The sequence below is a fragment of the Pseudomonas putida genome (assembly GCF_022627325.1).
In the GTDB taxonomy this organism is placed as follows: Bacteria; Pseudomonadota; Gammaproteobacteria; order Pseudomonadales; family Pseudomonadaceae; genus Aquipseudomonas; species Aquipseudomonas putida_X.
This window is the reverse complement of the sequence record NZ_JAETZZ010000002.1, coordinates 235,878-256,619: the sequence shown is the minus strand read 5'-3', so window position 1 is coordinate 256,619 and position 20,742 is coordinate 235,878. Positions and strand designations below refer to the sequence as shown.

The 20,742-nt window shown below is 64.8% G+C and carries 21 protein-coding genes; 15 read left to right on the top strand and 6 right to left on the bottom strand.

Going from position 1 to position 20,742, the window contains the following annotated elements:
- Positions 1–55: 55 nt before the first annotated feature.
- Positions 56–922, top strand: coding sequence for a putrescine utilization regulator PtrR (gene ptrR, locus JNA92_RS05085; protein ID WP_012314743.1), 867 nt, complete (start codon positions 56–58; stop codon positions 920–922).
- Positions 923–1,093: 171 nt separating this feature from the next.
- Positions 1,094–1,615 carry an acyloxyacyl hydrolase gene (locus JNA92_RS05080; RefSeq protein ID WP_372490310.1) on the top strand — a complete coding sequence of 174 codons (522 nt, stop codon included), beginning with the start codon at positions 1,094–1,096 and terminating at the stop codon, positions 1,613–1,615.
- A 32-nt stretch (positions 1,616–1,647) separates the two neighbouring features.
- Here the strand turns inward: JNA92_RS05080 and JNA92_RS05075 are convergent, their stop codons facing one another.
- Positions 1,648–3,783 (bottom strand): TonB-dependent siderophore receptor, encoded by a 2,136-nt coding sequence (locus JNA92_RS05075; protein ID WP_241803635.1) that lies wholly within the window; start codon positions 3,781–3,783, stop codon positions 1,648–1,650.
- Positions 3,784–3,984: 201 nt separating this feature from the next.
- Positions 3,985–4,875: a universal stress protein gene (locus JNA92_RS05070; RefSeq protein WP_241803634.1), complete on the bottom strand. Its 891-nt coding sequence runs from the start codon at positions 4,873–4,875 to the stop codon at positions 3,985–3,987.
- 158 nt (positions 4,876–5,033) lie between these two features.
- On the opposite strand from JNA92_RS05070, the gene hisN reads away from it, so the two are divergent.
- The gene (hisN, locus tag JNA92_RS05065; protein WP_241803633.1) at positions 5,034–5,825 is read left to right on the top strand and encodes a histidinol-phosphatase; all 792 of its coding nucleotides are present in this window, start codon (positions 5,034–5,036) and stop codon (positions 5,823–5,825) included.
- A gap of 171 nt (positions 5,826–5,996) precedes the next feature.
- Positions 5,997–6,728, top strand: a complete 732-nt coding sequence (locus JNA92_RS05060; RefSeq protein WP_241803806.1) for a hypothetical protein — start codon at positions 5,997–5,999, stop codon at positions 6,726–6,728.
- 6 nt (positions 6,729–6,734) lie between these two features.
- On the opposite strand, the gene JNA92_RS05055 is transcribed toward JNA92_RS05060, so the two are convergent.
- Positions 6,735–7,619: an alpha/beta hydrolase gene (locus JNA92_RS05055; protein ID WP_241803632.1), complete on the bottom strand. Its 885-nt coding sequence runs from the start codon at positions 7,617–7,619 to the stop codon at positions 6,735–6,737.
- A 310-nt stretch (positions 7,620–7,929) separates the two neighbouring features.
- Here JNA92_RS05055 and JNA92_RS05050 point away from each other — a divergent pair, with 310 nt between their 5' ends.
- On the top strand, positions 7,930–8,886 hold the full coding sequence (locus JNA92_RS05050) for a helix-turn-helix transcriptional regulator (RefSeq protein ID WP_241803631.1): 957 nt from the start codon (positions 7,930–7,932) through the stop codon (positions 8,884–8,886).
- Positions 8,887–8,979: 93 nt separating this feature from the next.
- On the opposite strand, the gene JNA92_RS05045 is transcribed toward JNA92_RS05050, so the two are convergent.
- On the bottom strand, positions 8,980–10,131 hold the full coding sequence (locus tag JNA92_RS05045) for an acyl-CoA dehydrogenase family protein (protein WP_241803630.1): 1,152 nt from the start codon (positions 10,129–10,131) through the stop codon (positions 8,980–8,982).
- Between the two features lie 16 nt (positions 10,132–10,147).
- Positions 10,148–11,218, bottom strand: coding sequence for an enoyl-CoA hydratase/isomerase family protein (locus tag JNA92_RS05040; protein WP_241803629.1), 1,071 nt, complete (start codon positions 11,216–11,218; stop codon positions 10,148–10,150).
- 282 nt (positions 11,219–11,500) lie between these two features.
- On the opposite strand from JNA92_RS05040, the gene mdcA reads away from it, so the two are divergent.
- From mdcA to madM, 9 genes are read left to right on the top strand one after another with little or no spacing between them, the layout of a single operon-like run.
- Positions 11,501–13,162 carry a malonate decarboxylase subunit alpha gene (gene mdcA, locus JNA92_RS05035; RefSeq protein ID WP_241803628.1) on the top strand — a complete coding sequence of 554 codons (1,662 nt, stop codon included), beginning with the start codon at positions 11,501–11,503 and terminating at the stop codon, positions 13,160–13,162.
- Positions 13,162–14,100: a triphosphoribosyl-dephospho-CoA synthase gene (locus JNA92_RS05030; RefSeq protein ID WP_241803627.1), complete on the top strand. Its 939-nt coding sequence runs from the start codon at positions 13,162–13,164 to the stop codon at positions 14,098–14,100. The genes mdcA and JNA92_RS05030 overlap by 1 nt, the downstream gene beginning before the upstream one ends.
- Before the next feature lies 1 nt (position 14,101).
- Positions 14,102–14,401 carry a malonate decarboxylase subunit delta gene (locus tag JNA92_RS05025; RefSeq protein WP_241803626.1) on the top strand — a complete coding sequence of 100 codons (300 nt, stop codon included), beginning with the start codon at positions 14,102–14,104 and terminating at the stop codon, positions 14,399–14,401.
- Entirely contained in the window at positions 14,394–15,242 is an 849-nt protein-coding gene (locus tag JNA92_RS05020; RefSeq protein ID WP_241803625.1) for a biotin-independent malonate decarboxylase subunit beta, read from the top strand. The genes JNA92_RS05025 and JNA92_RS05020 overlap by 8 nt, the downstream gene beginning before the upstream one ends.
- On the top strand, positions 15,239–16,030 hold the full coding sequence (gene mdcE, locus JNA92_RS05015; protein ID WP_241803624.1) for a biotin-independent malonate decarboxylase subunit gamma: 792 nt from the start codon (positions 15,239–15,241) through the stop codon (positions 16,028–16,030). Before JNA92_RS05020 ends, mdcE begins: the two co-directional genes overlap by 4 nt.
- Position 16,031: 1 nt before the next feature.
- Positions 16,032–16,646 (top strand): malonate decarboxylase holo-ACP synthase, encoded by a 615-nt coding sequence (locus JNA92_RS05010; RefSeq protein ID WP_241803623.1) that lies wholly within the window; start codon positions 16,032–16,034, stop codon positions 16,644–16,646.
- Positions 16,643–17,563, top strand: a complete 921-nt coding sequence (mdcH, locus tag JNA92_RS05005; RefSeq protein ID WP_241803622.1) for a malonate decarboxylase subunit epsilon — start codon at positions 16,643–16,645, stop codon at positions 17,561–17,563. Before JNA92_RS05010 ends, mdcH begins: the two co-directional genes overlap by 4 nt.
- Positions 17,564–17,623: 60 nt before the next feature.
- The gene (madL, locus tag JNA92_RS05000) at positions 17,624–18,025 is read left to right on the top strand and encodes a malonate transporter subunit MadL (protein ID WP_241803621.1); all 402 of its coding nucleotides are present in this window, start codon (positions 17,624–17,626) and stop codon (positions 18,023–18,025) included.
- 5 nt (positions 18,026–18,030) lie between these two features.
- Positions 18,031–18,795 carry a malonate transporter subunit MadM gene (gene madM, locus JNA92_RS04995; RefSeq protein ID WP_241803620.1) on the top strand — a complete coding sequence of 255 codons (765 nt, stop codon included), beginning with the start codon at positions 18,031–18,033 and terminating at the stop codon, positions 18,793–18,795.
- A 48-nt stretch (positions 18,796–18,843) separates the two neighbouring features.
- Here the strand turns inward: madM and JNA92_RS04990 are convergent, their stop codons facing one another.
- The gene (locus JNA92_RS04990) at positions 18,844–19,755 is read right to left on the bottom strand and encodes a LysR family transcriptional regulator (RefSeq protein WP_241803619.1); all 912 of its coding nucleotides are present in this window, start codon (positions 19,753–19,755) and stop codon (positions 18,844–18,846) included.
- A gap of 123 nt (positions 19,756–19,878) precedes the next feature.
- On the opposite strand from JNA92_RS04990, the gene JNA92_RS04985 reads away from it, so the two are divergent.
- Positions 19,879–20,727, top strand: coding sequence for a helix-turn-helix transcriptional regulator (locus tag JNA92_RS04985; RefSeq protein WP_241803618.1), 849 nt, complete (start codon positions 19,879–19,881; stop codon positions 20,725–20,727).
- Positions 20,728–20,742: the final 15 nt, after the last annotated feature.

Below are 20,742 nucleotides of genomic sequence, written 5' to 3'. Positions count from 1 at the left end.
GCTTTAATGAAAACTGAATAATAATGAGCGAAACATTCACGTTTGGAGAATGACTGTGGACCTGGTGCAACTGGAGATCTTCAAGGCCGTGGCCGAGCAGGGCAGCATCAGCGCCGCCGCCCAGCACATTCATCGGGTGCCGTCCAACCTGACCACGCGTATCAAGCAGTTGGAGGAAGACCTGGGTGTCGAGCTGTTCATCCGGGAAAAAAGCCGACTGCGCCTGTCGCCGGCTGGCTGGAACTTCCTCGAGTACACCCGGCGCATCCTCGACCTGGTGCATGAGGCTCGGTTGACGGTGGCGGGCGAAGACCCGCAAGGCACCTTCGCCCTGGGCTCGCTGGAGAGCACCGCAGCGGTGCGCATACCGGCATTGCTGGCCGCCTATAACCAGCGCTACCCGAAAGTCGATCTGGACCTCTCCACCGGGCCGTCGGGGACCATGCTTGAAGGCGTGCTGTCCGGGCGCCTGGTGGCCGCATTCGTCGATGGCCCGTTGCTGCACCCCACGCTTGAAGGCATGCCGGTATTCGAGGAAGAGATGGTGATCATCTCGCCACTCAACCACGCGCCGGTAACCCGAGCGCAGGATGTCAACGGTGCGAGTATCTATGCCTTCCGTGCCAACTGCTCGTACCGCCATCATTTCGAGAACTGGTTCGTCCAGGACCAGGCAGTACCGGGCAAGATCCACGAGATGGAGTCCTACCACGGCATGCTCGCCTGCGTCAGCGCCGGTGCCGGCCTGGCCATGTTGCCGCGCAGCATGCTCGACAACATGCCGGGTTGCAGCACGGTCTGCGCCTGGCCGATGTCGGAGGATTTCCGCTACCTCAAGACCTGGCTGGTGTGGCGCCGGGGTACCGTCTCGCGCAGCTTGAGCATGTTCGTCAAGCTGCTCGAGGAGCGGCGCGCTGGCTGAGGCGGCACTGCACATTAGCCATTAGTGGCAATTTACTTCCAACTTCCTGATTACTTGGACGATAATCAGAAAAGTATTACCTCGTGTGACCGGTTGGATGCACCGGTCACCGCAAAAACGAGGGGCTAAAAGCCCCCGCTTGCCCGTGTTGACCATCAGGAGATGTCATCGATGAAAACCCGTTTCGCCACTATGCTGGCGGCCGCCGCATTGGCTTTTTCCGGGGCCAATCTGGCCCAGGCCGCGCAGGTGTCTGGCGCCGTGGGCGCCACCAGCCAGGGCGACATGACCTACCGTATCGGCCTGGCCTTCGACTGGGACAAGAAATGGCTGCAAAGCAGCACCGGCTTCGTGTCCGGTTACTGGGACGCGGCCTACACCTACTGGGAAGGTGGTGAGGCAAGCGGTGCCCACTCGCTGTCGTTCAGCCCGGTGTTCACCTACGAATTCAGTGGCTTCACCTACACCCCGTATGTCGAGGCAGGTATCGGCCTGGCAGCATTTTCCAAGACTGATGTTGGTGATCAACGCCTGGGTTCCTCGGTCAACTTCGAGGACCGCATCGGCTTCGGCCTGAAGCTGCCGGGCGAGCAGAAAGTCGGCATCCGTGCCATTCACTACTCCAACGCCGGTATCAAACAGCCCAACGACGGCATCGAATCCTACTCGCTGTTCTACAGCACGGCGTTCTGAGACTGCGGGCCGCGCCAGCGGCCCCGGCCATTTCAGAAGGTGTACGATACCCCGGCTTGCACCGTACGCGGTGCACCTGGGTACACGTAAGTGTTGAACGCCCCCTCGTCGTAGCCTTTGTTGAACACGTTGTTCACATCCAGGTTCAGCCGCACATGCTCGTTGACCTTGTAGAAGCTGTGCAGGTCCACCACGCTGTAGCTCGCCATGGTGTAGGTCGTGGCGGCGGTCTGCCCGGCACGCTCATCGATGTACTTGACCCCGACCCCCAGCCCCAGGCCCTTGGCCAGGCCGTCCTGAAACTCGTAGGTGTTCAGCAGGCTGAAGCTGTTGCGCGGGATGTTCGCCAGGCGCGTGCCGCTGGGCACGGTGTTGTCCTGGGTCACCTCGGCGTCGACGTAGGCATAGCCACCGATCACACGCCACTCGGGGGTGAGGTTGCCGGCAATGTTGATGTCCAGCCCGCGGCTGCGCACCTCACCGGCGGCGATGCTGTAGGTGCCGGACGGGTCGTTGGGGTCGCGGGTCAGCACGTTTTCCTTGACGATGTGGTAGACGGCCGCGTCGATGCTTAGCGGGCGATCCGGCGCTTCCCACTTCATACCCAGCTCATACGACTTGCCTTTCTCAGGGTCGAAACCACTGCCTTGCAGGCTGGCGCCACTGTTGGGCTTGAACGAGCGCGCGGTATTGGCGTAAACGGCAAGCGTGTCGGTGAGGTCATACAGCAGGCCGAAACGGGGGGTGACGCCGTTTTCACCCTTGCTGAAGTCGCCAGCGTTGTTCAGCTTGTTGTCGTAATCATGCTCGTAGCGCTCGAAACGCACCCCGGCGAGGGCTTTCAGGCGCTCGGTCAGGGCGACCTGGTCCTGAATGAAGGCCGCCCAAGTCTTGAGGTTTTCCTTGTCGTGGGTAGTCGTGCGGGTCAGGGCAGGGCGGGGCTGGCCCAGCACCGGGTCGAAAATATCGATCGGATAGGCGCCGGCACCGGCGGCCGAGCGTTGAATGATCGAGCTGTAGTCGTAATCTTCGTATTCGATACCGGTCAGCAGGGTGTGGGCAAAACCACCCGTGTCGAAGTGGCCGGTCAGGTTGAGCTGGTAGTCACGGTCGGTCCATTCGAGCTTGCGGTAGTTGAAGTTGCGCCCCAGGGTGCGGCCATCGGCCTGCAACGCATTGGCCTCCACGGCGTTGCCCTTGAGTGAGCCATCCAGCCACTGCATGCCGCCGCCCAAGGTCCAGTCATCGCTGAGCGCGTGCTCGAAGCGCAACTGCGCCATGTTGTTGTCGTTGTGCAGCAGGTTGTCGCTGCCTTTTTCCCAGATATTGGTGTCACGCGAGGCGCTGCCGCGCTGGCCGGGCAGGCGGGTGAGGCCGCGGTCGAGCGGGTGATTGTTGCGCATGAAGTCGCCCTCGAAGACGATCTTCGTGGCGTCGTTGACCTGCCAGCTGAGCACGGGCGCAATGTCGTAGCGTTCACTTTTGACATCATCGCGGAAGCTGTCACCCCCTTCGCCCAGCACGTTCAGGCGGTAGGCGAGCGAGCCATCTGCGTTGAGCGGCCCAGTGGCATCGAGCGTTGCCCGGTGCATGCCTTGATCGTCGAGCTGGCTGCCCAGGGTCACCTTGGGTTCGGCCAGTGGCTGCTTGCTGACCACGTTGAAGGTCCCGCCTGGATCGCCACGGCCATACAGGCTGGTGGCCGGGCCGCGGATCACTTCCAGCCGCTCGACACTGTTGGCATCGGGGGCATTCGGGTAGCCACGGTTGATCGGGAAGCCATTGCGGTAGAACTCGCCCGTGGTGAAACCGCGTACCGTGAACGTGGTCAGGCCCTGGCCGCCAAAGTTGTTGGCGCGACCCACGCCGCCGGCGTAGTCCAGGCCGTCCTGCAGCCGCGTGGCGCCGGTGTCTTCGAGTACACCCTTGGGCACGACGCTGATCGACTGCGGTATTTCGTGCAGCACGGTGTCTGTACGCGTGGCGCTGGCCGAACGATTGGCTTTGTAGCCGTCTACCGGCCCATCGGCGCGTTCACTGTCGGCGATACCGCTGATGTTCAGGGCCTGAAGTTCGATCTGGGCGGGGTCACCGAGTGATTCGGGCTCGGCGAAAGCCAACGGGGAGACAGCATGTAGTACACAAAGCGAAACGAACGTGCGACGCATCGACGGTACGATCCTGAAGTAGGGCGCGAGGAAGAGGAATGAAACGGCACAAAGGTACTACGAATCATTATCAAATGCATTGTTTTTAAGTGGAGCGGGAGTGCCAGTTGCGTGCCGCTCGTGCATTCGATTTCCGCTGTCAGATCGAGCGCAGCGCAGCCGGCGCTCGATCTGACCACTGCAAAAATATCAGCCGATGCGTCAACGCACGCCTTTGACCGCCAGCACATTGCACAGCGGATGCTCCAGCACATGCGCCGTGGTCCCGCCCAGGAACGCCTGCAGGGCGTCATGGCGGTGGTTGCCCATCACGATCACATCGACCCGGCTGTGGCTGACGAACTGGGCAATCGCCCGAACCGCCGCACCTTCCAGAAAGTGCCGGCGTTCCAGCGGGATCTGGTGATGGTCGCCAAGGCGATTGAACGCTGCCCGTTGCGCTGTGCGCACGTTGCCCTCGAAGCCAGGCATGGTCACCGTGCCGGCGCCGAAGTCGGCGAGGTGGGTTCTGGCCGCATCGCACACATGCAGCAGGTGCATCTCGGCGTTGCACTGCAGCGCCAGGGCGTGGGCACAGTGGATCACCTGCTCGTCCAGGTGTTCGCCGGCACCGTGGCTGTTGAGGTCGACGGCGACGGCGATTTGCCGGGGCAGCGGCAGGCGAATGTCGCTGACCAGGTGCACGGCCACCGGGCTGTCCTTGAGCAGTTGCCAGTCCAGCGGTGTGACCAGCAGGCGCTTGAGCACCGGTTCGTGCTGTACATCCTTGATCAGCAGGTCACAGCCCAACTGCTCGATGCGCTCGATCACGCTGCCCAAAGGGTCGCGGGTGAGCAGCAGCTCGGTGGACACATCCAAACCGGCATCGCGCAATTGCTCGGTGGCGTCGGCCAGCCATTGGCGGTTGTCGGCAAGCAGTCGCTCGCGTTCACGGCCGTCGCTCATCAGGCCAAAGGTGTCGACATCGTCGACGAAGACATTGATATCCAGCAGGGCATCACTGGATTCAGCCAATGCCGCCGCGCGCTGCAGCGCGGGCGTATAACGCATCTGCGGGCCGAGCATCACTAACAAACGCTTGAACTGGCTCATCGCACACCTCCACGTGTGGGCAGCCCCCCGGTTCATGCCTGTCGATCTGGTCTGTTCAGTCTAGGCGGGAGCGGGCTTGCCCGCGAATGCCCAAGCGTCTACCGGCACAGTGTTTGTCGGGTATGATGCCACCCCATCATTTTCACGAGGCCCGTGCCATGTCCCTGAGTGCTGAACAGACCGGCGAATTCCGCGCCTTCGCCGAGCAGTTGGCCGATGCCGCTGCCGCCGCGATCCAGCCGTACTTCCGTGCCAGCCTGGACGTCGAGGACAAGGGCGGGCGCCTGTACGACCCGGTGACGGTGGCCGACAAGGCGGCCGAAGATGCCATGCGTGCGCTGATCCAGGCGCGTTACCCGGAACACGGCATCCTTGGCGAAGAGCAGGGTGTGGCAATCGGCAGCAGCCCCTTGACCTGGGTGCTCGACCCCATCGATGGCACCCGCGCCTTCATCACCGGCCTGCCACTGTGGGGGACGCTGATCGCCCTGAACGATGGCAGCCGCCCGGTGCTGGGGGTGATGAACCAACCTTTCACCGGTGAGCGTTTCGTCGGCACCGCTGATGGCGCGTGGCGTAGCGGCACGCCATTGAAGACCCGCACCTGCACAGACCTTGCCGCGGCAACCTTGATGTGCACAACGCCAGACATGTTCGACACGCCGGCGCGCAAGGCTGCGTTCCAGGCCGTGGCTGACCAGGCGCGGCTGATGCGCTACGGCGGCGATTGCTACGCCTACTGCATGCTGGCCTCGGGGTTTGTCGATGTGATCGTCGAAGCGAGCCTGCAGCCGTATGACGTGCAGGCGCTGATGCCGATCATCGAAGGGGCGGGCGGGGTGATCACCGCGTGGGATGGCAGTTCGGCGCAGCATGGCGGCTGTGTGGTGGCCTGCGGTGACCCGGTACTGCACGCCCAAATGGTGCAGATGCTGCGCCACGCCATGTGAGCCTTGCTGGCAAGGGTTCATGGCCACCCGCCACGCAGGCGTGAGCAAACGGGCGAGCAGGCGCACTGACATTCGGTCACCGCACCATCGCACTTTTTCCGCTTTGCGGGCTCTATGCTTGGCCAGGCCGCGCCGATCCCCGGCGCGGCCGCCGATTTCGACCCGGTGCCGATGGTTGCAAGCAAACCCGTAATCTTCCCACGCCTGCTGCTGGCAGGCGCGCTGGCCTGCCTGGGCGCCTGCACCCAGCAGCAAGGCCAGGACATCGTCAGCCAGTTCGGCAATGGCAAACCCAGCGAGCTGTTCCAGACCAGTGTCGACCGCATGGCGACGCTGGCCATGCGCGACAACCTGCAAAGCCTGTTTCTGCTGATGAACAAGCTGTACCTGCGCAACCCCAGCCAGTGGAAAATGTCCGGTTACCTCGACGCCACCACTGCCGAGCGGCAGATCCGCATCGCCATCGAACAGCGGCAACCCTTGGCGCAGTTGGGCAACCGTCGTGACCTGGCTGCCTTGAGTTACGCCCTTAGCCCGGCGTTTCGCGGCGATCGTGTCGGGGCGTTCATCTACGCCATCGGCAGCATGCTGATTACCGCGCACGGCGGGCGAACGGAGTTCTTCATGACGGATACCATCGACCCTTTGTTCGTCAACAACGCCGCCCGCAACATCGAAAAGGCTACCTGGATGCTCAGCCAGCGCCAGGATGCCAATGGGGTATTGCTGTTGTTTTCCAACGAGATCTCGGAGGAGGGCAGCAACCTGAGTTTCGCGGTGGAGTTCGGCAAGATCGTGGCGCGCCTGGATTTGCTGGCGCAAATGTTGGACGAGCGCTACCGGCGGATCGGGCTCAACTACGCGCAAAGCCTGTTGCTGATGAACTTCCTGCCGGTGCAGTGAACGCCGTCACAGCAACGCCTGAATCGCATTTCGATAGCGTTGGCCGGCGCGGCTCATGCTGTTGTTGTGGCTGGCCCCCGGTACCAGCAACAAGGTCTTGGGCTGCTGCGCTGCCTCGAACAACTGCTGGCTGAAACGCGGCGGCACGAAACGGTCGTCCAGGCCGTGCACCAGCAGCAGCGGCAGGCCGACGTCCTTGATCTTGTCCAGCGAATCGAATTTCTGCGACAGCAGCCAACGCACCGGCAGGGTGGTATCGGCCACGGCAGCGGCGACATCGCCCAGTGACGTGAAGGTCGACTCCAGGATCAGCCCCCGTGCGGGCACTGCCCCGCCTTCTTTCTGCGCCTGGCGCGTCAGGTCGGCAGCCAGCTCCACCGCTACCGCGCCGCCCAGCGAATGGCCAAAGATCAGGCGTTTGCCCGCATCCGGCTGCAGCTGGGCAAAACGCTCCCAGGCAATGCGTGCGTCTTCATAGACGGTCGCCTCGGAGGGCAGGCCGCCGCGGCTTTGGCCGAAACCTCGGTAATCCACGGCCAGCACCGAATACCCCATGGCATGCAGCTGTTCGATGCGAAACAGCTGGCCGGTGAGGTTCCAGCGTACGCCGTGCAGGTAGAGGATGGCCGGCGCATCGGCGCGGCGGGCCGGCCACCACCAGGCGTGCAGGCTCTGGTTGGCGGCGAAGCTGCGCGGGCGCAGGTCCAGTTCCTGCACGCCACTGGGCAGGCCACGGAACCAGCTTGCCTGGCCCGGCTCGATGCGGAACACCAGTTCACGTTCCTTGTGCTGCAACACGGCGCAGCCGGCTGGCAGGCCGACAACCAGGAAGGTGGCGCACAGCCAGGTGAACCAGCGACGGCGCAGGTGGGTGCGTAAGGAAATGGGCATGCGGTTTTTTAACAGATACGCAGGTTAGGATGTCGGAAAAGTTACCGGGTGGACGTGCAGCTTGGTTGCAAACTGTTTCGTGCGATAACCGCCCAAACGCTGCTTTCGCCTATCCGATAGCCGCCCACCCAATCCGAACATCGCATTGCCCAGCTCCGCTCATTTGCTTAGTGTGTCAGCAAGCCACCGGCGGTCAGCTGCCCCCTGAAATCCGACCCCGGCCCGGTAGAATGACCGTTGACCGCAACCACAGGCCCCGGGCCAGTAGGACGCGGCGCCCAGAACAATAACGATACCGAGTGCCTTGCCTATGGAAAGCCGCCTGCTGAGCGAGCGCAGTAGCGTGTTCCATCACGCCGACCCCTATGCGGTGTCCGATTACGTCAACCGCCACGTCGGCCAGCACTGCATCGGCCTGTCGCGCAGCACCCACCCGCAGTCCAGCCTCAGCCACCGCAAGTTCGCCGAACTCGACCTGTGCCGTATCAGCTACGGTGGCAGCGTGCGGGTCACGTCACCGGCCCTGGAAACCATCTATCACCTGCAGGTGCTGCTCCATGGCAACTGCCTGTGGCGCGGACCACAGCGCGAACATCACCTGGTGCCAGGCGAGCTGCTGCTGATCAACCCCGACGACCCGGTGGACCTTACCTATTCCGAAGACTGCGAGAAGTTCATCCTCAAGGTACCGACGCACATGCTCGACTCGATCTGCGAGGAGCAGCGCTGGCAGCGGCCTGAGGGCGGGGTGCGTTTTTTGCGCAACCACTACCGGCTCGAAGAGCTGGACGGTTTCGTCAACCTGCTGGCCATGGTCTGCCATGAGGCCGAGGTGAGTGATGCGCTGCCGCGGGTGCAGGGGCACTACAGCCAGATCGTCGCCAGCAAGCTGTTGACGCTGATGAGCACCAACATCCGCCGGGAAAGCCTGGGCACGCCGGGGGCCAGCCTGGAGCGGATCCTCGACTACATCGAGCGCAACCTCAAACTGGAGCTGGCAGCCGAGACCCTGGCCGAACAGGCCTGCATGAGTGTGCGCTCACTTTATGCGTTGTTCGATCGCCACCTGGGCACCACACCCAAACAGTACGTACGGCAACGCAAGCTGGAGCGGGTGCATGCGTGCCTGAGCGATAGCAGTTGCGCGGTGCGCAGTGTGACGGAACTGGCGATGGATTACGGCTTCCTGCACCTGGGGCGGTTTGCCGACACCTACCGTGAGCGTTTTGGGCAGTTGCCTTCGCAGACCTTCAAGCAACGGCGCTGAGTTGACGGGGGCAATCGCTGGCAAGCCAGCCACTTCGAACAAAGCCCTGCCGGCCTGGCGGGCAGGGCTTGACCTGGGGCCCGGTGAGAACCATCACAACGGATAGTGCTTCAACTCCCTGGCAATCAACATCCGCTGGATTTCGCTCGACCCTTCATAGATCTGTGTGATGCGCGCGTCACGGTAATAGCGCTCGACCGGGTAGTCTTCCAGGTAGCCATAGCCGCCATGCACCTGGATCGCCATCGAACACACCCGCTCGGCCATCTCCGATGCGAACAGCTTGGCCTGCGACGCCTCCGACAGGCAGGGTTTGCCCGCGCTGCGCAGGCGTGCGGCATGCAGGATCAGCAAGCGTGCGGCATTGACCTGCACCTGCATGTCGGCCAGCAGGTTGGCGATGCTCTGGTGCTCGTTGATCGGCTTGCCGAACTGCACCCGGTCGCGGGAATAGGCCAGCGCCGCCTCGAACGCGGCGCGGGCGATACCCAAGGCCTGGGCCGCGATGCCGATACGCCCGCCTTCAAGGTTGGACAAGGCAATGGCCAGGCCCTTGCCACGCTCACCCAACAGGTTGGCGGCGGGGATGCGGCAATGATCGAAGGTGACGGCGCAGGTGTCGGAGGCGCGGATACCCATCTTGTGCTCGCTGCGGTCGACCTTGAACCCCGGGTTGTCGGTGGGCACCAGGAATGCCGAGAGGCCTTTCTTGCCCAGCGCTGGGCCAGTCACGGCGAAGACGATGGCCAGGCCCGCGCGGCGGGCGTTGCTGACGAACTGCTTGGCGCCATTGATCACCCATTGGCCGTCGATCAATTCGGCGCGGGTGCGCAGGTTGTGCGCTTCAGAACCGGCCTGCGGCTCGGTCAGGCAGAAGCAGCCAATCACTTCGCCGCTGGCCAGGCGCGGCAGCCAGGCTTGCTGCTGCTCGGGGGTGCCGTAGGCCAGCAGCGGGCCGCAGCCCACCGAATTGTGGATGCTCATCATCGCCCCGGTGGCGCCGCAGCCTGCGGAAATTTCCTCCACGGCCAGGGCGTAGGCCACGTAGTCGGTGTAGCTGCCCCCGAAGTCTTCCGGCACCACCATGCCCAGGAGCCCCAGTTCACCCATCTTGCGCACCACGCCGTCATCGATCCAGCCGGCCTTTTCCCAGGCCTGGGCGTGCGGGGCGATTTCGCCGCGGGCGAAGTCCCGGGCCATGTCGCGGATCATGATCTGCTCTTCGCTCAGTTCTACGTCTTGCATCTGAGTACTCCCCGGCTCACAGGCCTTCGAAGAATTGGTCGACGCGCTGGCGTTGCAGCCCCGCCAGGGTCGGCGGGTTCCAGCGTGGCTGTTTGTCCTTGTCGATGATCAGGGCGCGCACGCCTTCGATGATGTCGCCGTGGCGGAACCATTGGCGGTCCAGGTGCAGCTCCATGGCGAAGCAGGCTTCCAGCGGCAGGTGACGGCCGCGGCGCAGCATCTCCAGGGTAACCGCCATGGCCAGTGGCGAGCGGCTTTCCAGCTGGTCGGCAGTGGCCAGTGCCCATTGGTGGCTGTCGCCGATGCTGACTGCCCGCAATTGCTCGATGATCGCTGCCACATCAGGCTGAGCGAAGTAGTGGTCGATGACCGGGCGCAGGCTTTCCAGTGGTGCGTCGTCCAGCACCTGCTTGCCCAGCCTGGCCAGCAGCCCCTGCAGGGCCTTGAGCGGATGGGCGCCGAGGTCCAGGCGGTCGAGGCCTTCATCGAGTTCAGCAAGTTTTTCGCTTGGCAGGTACCAGTCGGCCAGCCCGCAGTACAGCGCGTCGGCCGCCTGGATCTGCGCGCCACTGACGCCCAGATAGGTGCCCAGCTCGCCCGGGATGCGTGAGAGGAAGTAGCTGCCGCCAACGTCCGGGAAATAGCCGATGCCGACCTCGGGCATCCCCAGCCGGCTGCGCTCGGTGACGATACGCAGGTCGCAGCCCTGTGCCAGGCCCATGGCGCCACCGAGGGTGAAGCCGTCCATCAGCACCAGTACCGGTTTGCGGTAGCGGTGGATCACCAGGTCCAAGGCGTATTCCTCGACGAAGAAGTCTTCGTGCAGCGTGTCGCCGGCCTTGTAGCTGTCATGCAGCGAGCGGATGTCGCCGCCGGCGCAAAAGCCTTTGGGGCCTTCGCCGCGCAGCACCACGGCTTGCACGTGCGGGTCATCGGCCCAGCGGTCCAAGTGCTGGCGCAGGCTGCGCACCATGTCGAGGGTCAGGGCATTGAGGCCACTGGGGCGGTTGAGGGTGAGGTGGCCAATCTGGTTGCGGACCTCGGCCAGAACATGGGCCGTTGCCGAGGTATGAGCGTGCGCGGTCATCGCGTTCTCCCTGCTTTGTTATTGATTTTCCAAGTGAAGTCTGGAGTGCGCTGGAGGATCGATGGATCCTGTCATGCAAAATTGCCCTGCACAATGGATATATCTGCAGGTGAGGCGTGCGTTTTTGCCAGGGCTCCGGCGTTGAGTCTTTCAGGCTAGTGCACCGCAGGCAAGCCAAGTGCAATCATTACCCTGAGCGTAACGATCACGCCGCCAGCTTGATTGATCACTCAACCGCCCAGTCCTACTGTGCCTCTACGACAGCGAACCGTGGAGTCACCCATGACCATAACGAAGAATCCACCGCCGCAGTGGTCCAGGCGGCGCGCCGAGAAGCAGCGCCGCCTGGAGCGGGTCCGTCACCTGGCCGACGGTGTGGTGCTGCCGACCGAACGCATCGTCGAGGCACTGGAGCTGTTGATCGCCCCAGGTGACCGGGTGGTGCTCGAAGGCAACAACCAGAAGCAGGCCGACTTCCTCTCCCGTTCGCTGGCCAAGGCCAACCCCGAGCAGCTGCACGACCTGCACATGATCATGCCCAGCGTCAGCCGCGCCGAGCACCTGGACCTGTTCGAACGGGGCATCGCCCGTAAGCTCGACTTTTCGTTCGCAGGGCCCCAGAGCCTGCGCATCGGCCAACTGCTCGAAGACGGCCTGCTCGAAGTCGGCGCCATTCATACCTACATCGAGTTGTACTCGCGCCTGCTGGTCGACCTGATCCCCAATGTCACGCTGGTCGCCGGGTTCATGGCCGACCGTGACGGCAACCTGTACACCGGCCCCAGTACCGAGGACACCCCGGCCCTGGTGGAGCCGGCAGCCTTCAGCGATGGCCTGGTGATCGCTCAGGTCAACCAGCTGGTCGAGCGCGTCGACGACCTGCCACGGGTGGACATTCCGGCCTCCTGGGTAGACTTCGTGGTGGTCGCTGACCAGCCGTTCTACATCGAGCCGCTGTTCACCCGCGACCCGCGGCACATAAAACCGGTGCACGTGCTGATGGCGATGATGGCCATCCGTGGCATCTACGAAAAGCACAAGGTGCAGTCGCTCAACCACGGCATTGGGTTCAACACGGCCGCCATCGAGCTGATCTTGCCGACCTACGGCGAGTCGCTGGGCCTCAAAGGCAAGATCTGCCGCAACTGGACGCTCAACCCGCACCCCACGCTGATCCCGGCCATCGAGACCGGCTGGGTCGAAAGCGTGCATTGCTTTGGCACTGAACTGGGGATGGAGGACTACATCGCGCAACGCCCGGACGTGTTTTTCACCGGCCGCGATGGCTCGCTGCGCTCCAACCGCATGATGTGCCAACTGGCAGGGCAGTACGCGGTCGACCTGTTCATCGGCGCCACCTTGCAGGTCGATGGTGATGGCCATTCCTCGACCGTGACCCGGGGCCGCCTGGCCGGCTTCGGCGGCGCGCCGAACATGGGCCACGACCCCCGCGGCCGGCGCCACGCCACTGCGGCCTGGCTCGACATGACGGTGCCCGACACCTTGCTCGAACGCGGCCGCAAACTGGTGGTGCAGATGGTCGAAACCTACCAGGAAGGCGGCAAACCGACCTTCGTCGAAACCCTGGACGCCGTGGACGTGGCGAAGAAGGCCGGCATGCCGCTGGCACCGGTGATGATCTACGGCGATGACGTCACCCACCTGCTGACCGAAGAGGGGATCGCCTACCTGTACAAGGCGCGCAGCCTGCAAGAGCGCCAGCAGATGATTGCCGCCGTGGCCGGGGTCACCGCCATTGGCTTGCGCCACGACCCCAAGGACACTTTACGTCTGCGCCAGCAAGGCCTGGTCGCCTTGCCCGAAGACCTCGGCATCCGCCGCACCGATGCCAACCGCGAACTGCTCGCGGCACGCAGCATCGCAGACCTGGTGGAGTGGTCCGGTGGCCTGTACAACCCACCTGCACGGTTCAGGAGCTGGTGATGCAACTATTCAATCTGCAACCCTATGCTCCGTTTCACCGGGCCGCGCGCCCGCTTGAACACTGCCCGATCCCTTTGGCAGCCGGCTTGCCTGTGATCACGCCGGCCGCTGAAAGCGCAATTCCCCTTGCCGACCACCTGGCCGACCTGGCGGTGGAAGCGCTGATCGACGAGGCCGACCTGTCACCCAAGCCTGGCCTTGTGGACCGGCGCAGCAGCGGCGCGCACAGCGACATGACGCTGGCCATGATGCATGCCTCGGCGCTTGCCCTTTGGCCTTGCTTGCGGCAAATGGCCGGCGCCGCCCAGGCCCATGGCGAGGTTGGCCCGGCGCTGCGCATCGAGCTGGGCCGTATCGGCCGTGAAGGGGAGGCCGCGATGCTGGCCACCACCTGCGGCGTCAACACCCACCGCGGCGCGATCTGGGCCCTTGGCCTGCTGGTGGCCGCCCAGGCCCTGGATGCCAAGGCCGACGCGAGTACCGTCGCAGCCCGTGCCGGGCGCATCGCCCTGATCGAGGACCCAGCCGCCGCCACCCACGACAGCCACGGCACCCAGGTACGCCGCCGTTACGGCGCCGGCGGTGCCCGCGAACAGGCGCAACAGGGCTTTCCTGCCGTCATCGGCCACGGCCTGCCGCAACTGCGCCGCAGCCGCGCCAACGGTGCCAGCGAAAACCACGCACGCCTCGATGCCTTGCTGGCGATCATGGCCGCGCTGAGTGATACCTGCGTGCTCTGGCGCGCCGGCCCGCAGGGCCTGCAAACGCTGCAGCAGGGCGCCCGCCGTGTGCTCGCAGCCGGTGGCAGTGCCACCCTTGACGGCCGCCGCCTCTTGCGTCTGCTGGACACCCAACTGCTGCAACTGAACGCCTCACCGGGCGGTGCCGCCGACCTGCTGGCCGCCTGCCTGTTTCTCGACAAAGCCGGGAGCCTGTGACATGGAAACCCTGACCTTTCAATTCCCTGCCACCGAGCCTGGCCGTGGCCGCACCCTGGTGGGTTGCGTCAGCTCGGGCGACCTGGAAGTCCTGATGGAACCCGGCACCGCCGGCAGCCTGAACATTCAGGTGGTGACCTCGGTCAACGGCAGCGGCGCCCGCTGGGAGCAACTGTTCCAGCGCCTGTTCCAAGAACGCACATGGCCGGCGGTAAACATCGACATCCATGACTTTGGCGCCACGCCTGGGGTGGTACGCCTGCGCCTTGAGCAAGGTTTCGAGGAGATCGCCCATGACTGACACCGAACGCCTGCTGCAAAGCCGCAGCTTCGTCGAACTGGGGGCGCGCCAGCGTGCCCGCACCTTGCTCGACCCGGGCAGTTTTCGCGAGCTGCTCGGCCCGTTCGAGCGGCTGATGTCGCCGTGGTTGCCGCGCCAGGGCATCGTGCCCCAGGCCGACGATGGCGTGGTCATCGCCAAGGGCTTGCTGGGTGGCCGCAACTCGGTCATCGCCGCCATCGAAGGCGCCTTCCAGGGGGGCAGCATGGGCGAAGTGGGCGGGGCCAAGATTGCCGGTGCCCTGGAGCTGGCCATCGAAGACAACCGCAACGGTATCCCGACCTGCGCCGTGCTGCTGCTGGAAACCGGCGGGGTGCGCCTGCAGGAGGCCAACCTTGGCCTGGCGGCGATTGCCGAGATCCAGGCAGCCATCGTCGAGCTGCGCCGCTATCAGCCGGTGGTGGGCCTGGTCGCAGGCTCGGTGGGCTGTTTTGGCGGCATGTCCATCGCTGCGGGGCTGTGTAGCCACCTGCTGGTGACCCGAGAGGCGCGCCTGGGCCTCAACGGCCCGCAGGTGATCGAGCAGGAAGCCGGTATCGCCGAGTACGACGCCAAGGACCGTCCCTTCATCTGGAGCCTGACCGGTGGCGAGCAGCGGTATGCCAGCGGCCTGGTGGATGGTTATGTGGCCGATGACGTCGACAGCATTCGCCAGCAACTGCTGCAATTGCTCGACGCCCCCAGTGCCGACCGCGCAGGTCGCCATGCCTGGTACCTCGAACGGCTCGCAAGCCTGGGCAACGCCTGCCCGCAACTGGATGCCGCTGCCGTACGCGCCCTTTATCAAGGAGATGCCCCATGAACCGTGCCCTGAACTGGCTGCCAGGCTTGGCCGGCGGCGAAGCACTGTCGGGTTATCCCGCCTCGCTGCGGGTCATCGACGGCGAACTGGACAACCGCCCGGCGCGCTTCATCGCCGTGGTGCCGGATGCGCACAACCCGTTCCCCCGGGCGCGCAACGGTGAGGTCGGCCTGCTCGAAGGCTGGGCGCTGGCCAAGGCAGTGAGCGAAGCGATCGAACTGGACCGCGATGGCGAGAAGCGCGCCATCGTCGCGGTCATCGATGTGCCCAGCCAGGCCTACGGCCGCCGCGAGGAAGCCTTGGGCATCCACCAGGCGCTGGCCGCTGCGGTGCAGGCCTATGCCCAGGCACGCCTGGCCGGCCACCCGGTCATCGGCCTGCTGGTGGGCAAGGCCATGTCTGGCGCGTTTCTGGCCCACGGCTACCAGGCCCAGCGGCTGATTGCACTGGATGACAGCGGGGTGATGGTGCACGCCATGGGCAAAGCGGCGGCGGCGCGGATCACCTTGCGCAGCGTCGACGAACTGGAGGCCTTGGCCGCCGAGATTCCGCCGATGGCCTACGACCTGGCCAGCTATGCCTCGCTGGGCCTTTTGTGGCGGCGCCTGCGCGTGGATAACGCGGATACCCCAAGTGCAAGCGACCTGACCCAGGTACGTGCCTGCCTGGCCGAAGCGCTGCGCGATATCGGCAACAGCACCGAGCTGACGTCACGTTTGGCCGGCGAGCACCGCAGCGCTTCGCGCGAAGTGCGTGCACGCTTGCGCAGCCAGTGGCAGGAGGCCTGAGATGACCGCGCCGCAGCCACATGACCTGCTCTGGGGGATGCCCCCGGCCGCGCTCCCTGCCGATGCCCCTGCCTGGGCCACGCAGGTACTGGCAGCCGGGCAACCGGTGGTGGTGCGCCGAGCGTTCTGCGCGGCAGGGTGGGTGGCGGTGGGGTTGCGCGGGGAGGGGCGCGCCCAGCGCCTGGGTGTGCAGATGCGTCTGGCGGACATTCGCCGGCATCTGCGCCCGGAAGCCTTGCGCGGGCAGGGCGCGAGCCCCTGGCCAGCGCTACAGGCGCTGGCCAGCGTGGCCCCGCTGCTTGACGCCAGCGGGCTGGCCTGGGGGCCGACAGGCGGGGCGGGTTACCAGCTGGCTACCGGGGTCGAGGTGCTGCACGCGGCCAGCGACCTTGACCTGCTGCTACGCACACCGCGGCCCATGAGCCGGGCCGCAGCCCGTGAGTTGCTCGATAGCCTCGACTGCGGCCCTTGCCGTATCGATGTGCAACTGCAAACGCCCGCAGGTGGCATCGCCCTGCGTGAATGGGCCGGGGCGGCACCGCGTGTGCTGCTCAAGTCGGCGCTTGGCGCACGGCTGGTGGCCGACCCGTGGAACCTGCTGGAGTGCGCAGCGTGAGCAGCCTGTTCGCGTTCCCTGGGCAGGGCGCCCAGCAGGCGGGGATGCTTCACCGCCTTCCCGAAGGCTCGGCAGCGTTGTTGGAGGAGGCCAGTGACGCCCTCGGGGAACAGGTGCTGGCCCTGGACAGCCCGCAGGCATTGCAAACCACCCGCGCCGTGCAGCTGTGCCTGCTGTTGGCCGGGGTGGCCTGGGCGCGCACGTTGTTGCAGCGCAGCCCGGCGCCTGAGTATGTGGCAGGGCTGTCGATCGGCGCCTACCCTGCCGCCGTCACGGCGGGCGCCCTGGCGTTTGCCGATGCCGTACGCCTTGTGGCCCTGCGCGGTGAGCTGATGCAACGGGCCTACCCTCAAGGCTACGGCATGACGGCCCTCAGTGGCCTGGACCTGGCCAGTGTCGAGCGCTTGCTGGCCCAGGTGGGCGGCGAGGTGTACCTGGCCAACCTCAACAGCGACAACCAGATCGTCATCGCCGGCAGCGACAAGGCCATGGCCGAGGTCGCCGCCAAGGCGCGCAGCCGTGGCCAGGGCGTGGCCCGGCGCCTGGCGGTCAGCGTGCCGTCTCATTGCCGCTTGCTCGACGGCCCGGCGGCCGAGCTGGCACAGGCATTTGCCGGTGTGCAGATAAACCGCCCGCACATCACCTACCTCAGTGGCAGCAGCGCGCGGCCGCTGTTCGATCCGCAACGCCTGCGTGACGACCTGGCCGGCAACATGGCCCGGCTCGTCGATTGGCGTGCTACGTTGCGCAACGCCTATGAGCGCGGCGTGCGCCTGCACCTGGAGCTACCGCCCGGCAGCGTGCTGACCGGCCTGGCCCGCCCGGTGTTCGAGCAGGGGCGTGTACTTGCCCTGGAGCAAACCCGATTCGATACAGTGGACGCCCTGCTGCGTCAGGAGGTCAGCCAGCGCCCATAAATGCCGTGTTTTTCGAAGGACAACAACAAGCAACTTCGACCCAACGCGAGGACAACAACAATGATCATTTACGGTGTGGCCTTTCTGGCCCTGTGTACCCTTGTAGGCCTGTTCATCGGCGAACTCCTGGGCAAGCTCCTGGGTGTCCCGGCCAACGTCGGCGGTGTCGGCATCGCCATGCTGCTGCTGATCTTCATCGGCAGTTACCTCAACACGCGTGGCCTGATCAAGGCCAAGTCCGAACAGGGCGTGGAATTCTGGAGCGCCATCTACATTCCCATCGTGGTCGCCATGGCCGCCCAGCAGAACGTACTGGGTGCGCTGTCCGGCGGGCCGATGGCGATAACGGCCGGCGTCGTGGCGGTGATCGCAAGCTTCGCCATGGTGCCGCTGCTGGACCGCATCGGGCAAAAGAAGCCTGAGGCGGGCACCGACAAACCCCTGACTGCTGCGCAACGGTGACCGCCATGTACGAATCGATGATGAAAGTGATCAACGGGTATGGCCTGGTCAGTGGTTTCGCAGTGATCGGCGTAACCATGTGGCTGTCCTACTGGATGTCCGACAAGCTGACCCGCGGGCGTTTGCATGGCTCTGCCATCGCGATTTTCCTCGGCCTGGCATTGTCTTACGTCGGTGGGGTGATGACCGGGGGGCAGAAAGGCTTGGTGGACATTCCGCTGCTGTCTGGCATCGGCCTGCTGGGTGGGGCCATGTTGCGCGACTTCGCCATCGTCGCTACGGCTTTTGGCGTCAACATCGAAGAACTCAAGCGCGCCGGGCTGTCCGGGGTGATCGCACTGTTCTTCGGTATCGGCACCTCGTTCGTCGCAGGGGTAGGGGTGGCCATGGCCTTTGGTTATACCGATGCGGTCAGCCTGACCACCATCGGCGCCGGGGCAGTGACCTATATCGTCGGGCCGGTGACGGGCGCTGCGATTGGTGCAAGCTCCGAGGTGATGGCGCTGTCGATTGCCGCGGGGCTGGTCAAAGCCATTCTGGTCATGGTGGTGACGCCCTTCGTGGCCCCGATGATCGGTTTGAACAACCCGCGCACTGCGGTGATCTTCGGTGGCTTGATGGGCACCTCCAGTGGCGTGGCGGGCGGCCTGGCGGCGACCGACCCCAAGCTGGTCCCCTATGGCTGCTTGACCGCAGCGTTCTACACCGCCCTGGGCTGCCTGCTGGGCCCTTCGCTGCTGTACTTCTGCATGCGTGGCCTGATGGCCTAGCCGAGCCTTGCCGTGGTGGTTCTGCCGAACCGCCGCGGTGCGCGGCGCTCAGTTTTCCCGGCTGTACATTCGGCACTCCGCCAGCAGTGCCAGCAGGTTGGGCTCGCGCTCCCGGGCCTTGAGGAACACCACACCGATATGCTGCTGCAGCCGGTAACGCGGCTGCAGCGCAATCAGCTTCACACGGTTTTCGTACACCGCGGCAATGCGACCGGGCAACAGCGCAAAGCCCACCCCCGAACTGACCATGCTCAGGAGGGTGAAGATGTCGTTCACCTGCATCGCCACCTTCGGCTCGAACCCGGCCTGCTGGAACACCCGTGCGCCATCACGGTGGGTGGCAAAGCCTTGGGTCAGGGTGATGAAGGTGGACTCGGCCAGGTCCGCCAGGTCCACTTCCTGCTGCTCGGCAAACGGCGAATCGGTGGGCACGGCGAGGTAGATATCGTCGGAGAACAGCGGCAACTGCTCGCAGGCAGGGTCGGCCACGCTTTCATCCAGCGACACCAGCACCGCTTCGAGTTCATGATTTTTCAGCCGCTGCAGCAGGTCGACGTTCGAGCCCAGGGTCAGGTCGATGTTCAGTGCACTGCGCCGCAGCTTCAGGCCCATCACCAGTTTGGGCACGGTCTTGACGGTCAGCGAGTACAGCGCCCCGAGGCGGAAGCGTTCGGCGTAGAAGCCGGCCGCCTCGCGGGTCTGGCGCACCATCTGCTCAGCGTCCTGGATCAACTGGCGGGCCTTCTTCTCCAGCACATAGGCGCTTTCGAGCGGAATCAGCTGACGACCTTCGTGCTTGAACAGCGGGCAGCGCAGGGCGCTTTCCAGCGAATGAATGGCCCGGTGCACGCTGACCGCGCTGGTGGACAGCTCGGCGGCGGCGCGGCCGAGGTTGCCGCTGCGCATGAACGCGAGGAAGGTCTCGAGCTTTTTCAGGGTCAGTTCTTCGTCGATCAGCATGTTCAGGCCCTGAAATGAAAGAGCTGCAGAGCATGCCACAACCTCACCCCGAAGGGTGATGGCCGGCCCCGGCATCCCATGCAAGAATCCCAACCATGACCACCCCGGCATGGGACAACGACAATGAGCAAAGACCGGCTGAAATCGCCCGACTGGTATGCGCAGATGGGCCGTGTCATCGACGCCCAAGGCACGCCGGGTTTCGTCGAGGCGTTGTTCGCCGCGCTCAAGTTGCTGGCGCCGTGCCAGGCCATCACAGTGTTTCTTTACCCACGCAAGGGCCTGCCCTCGGCGCTGTTCGTCAAGGACGAGGAGGGCCCTTGGCTGCCGGAAGGCAACGTGCAGCGCTACCTGGAAGGCTACTACCTGCTGTGCCCGTTCTACCGTGCCTGCATGGACGGTGTGGCGGCCGGCTGCTTTCGCCTCAGCGACGTTGCCCCGGACCATTTCAAGCGCAGCGAGTACTACCTGTCGTTCTACCAGCACGCACACCTTGAGGACGAACTGAACTTCATCGTCCCTCTGGATGAACACCTGACCATCGCCGTGGCCCTGGCCAGTACCCGCCGCTTGGACCGTCAGCAGGTCAGTGACCTCAAGTGTGTGGCGCCCTGGGTGGTGGCCGTGGTGCGTCGCCAGTGGAGCCACCTGGATGTCGACGCCGTGGGCGGGCGCTTCGAAAGTGCCCTGGGCCGGCAGATCAACGCCGCGCTGAACAACTTCGGCTCTTCACTGCTCACGGAGCGCGAGTGCCGTATCGCCCAGTACCTGCTGCGCGGCCACTCGACACGCTCGCTGGCCGAGCGCCTGGGCATCAGTGAAGACACGGTCAAGACCCACCGCAAGAATCTCTACACCAAGCTGGACATCGCCAAGCAGTCCGAGCTGTTTTCGCTGTTCATCGATTCGCTGGCCCAGGCCCAGGAAGGCCTGAGCAAGGACCCGCTGGAAAGTTACCTGCGAAGGCGCTGACGGCGCCACGTCCAC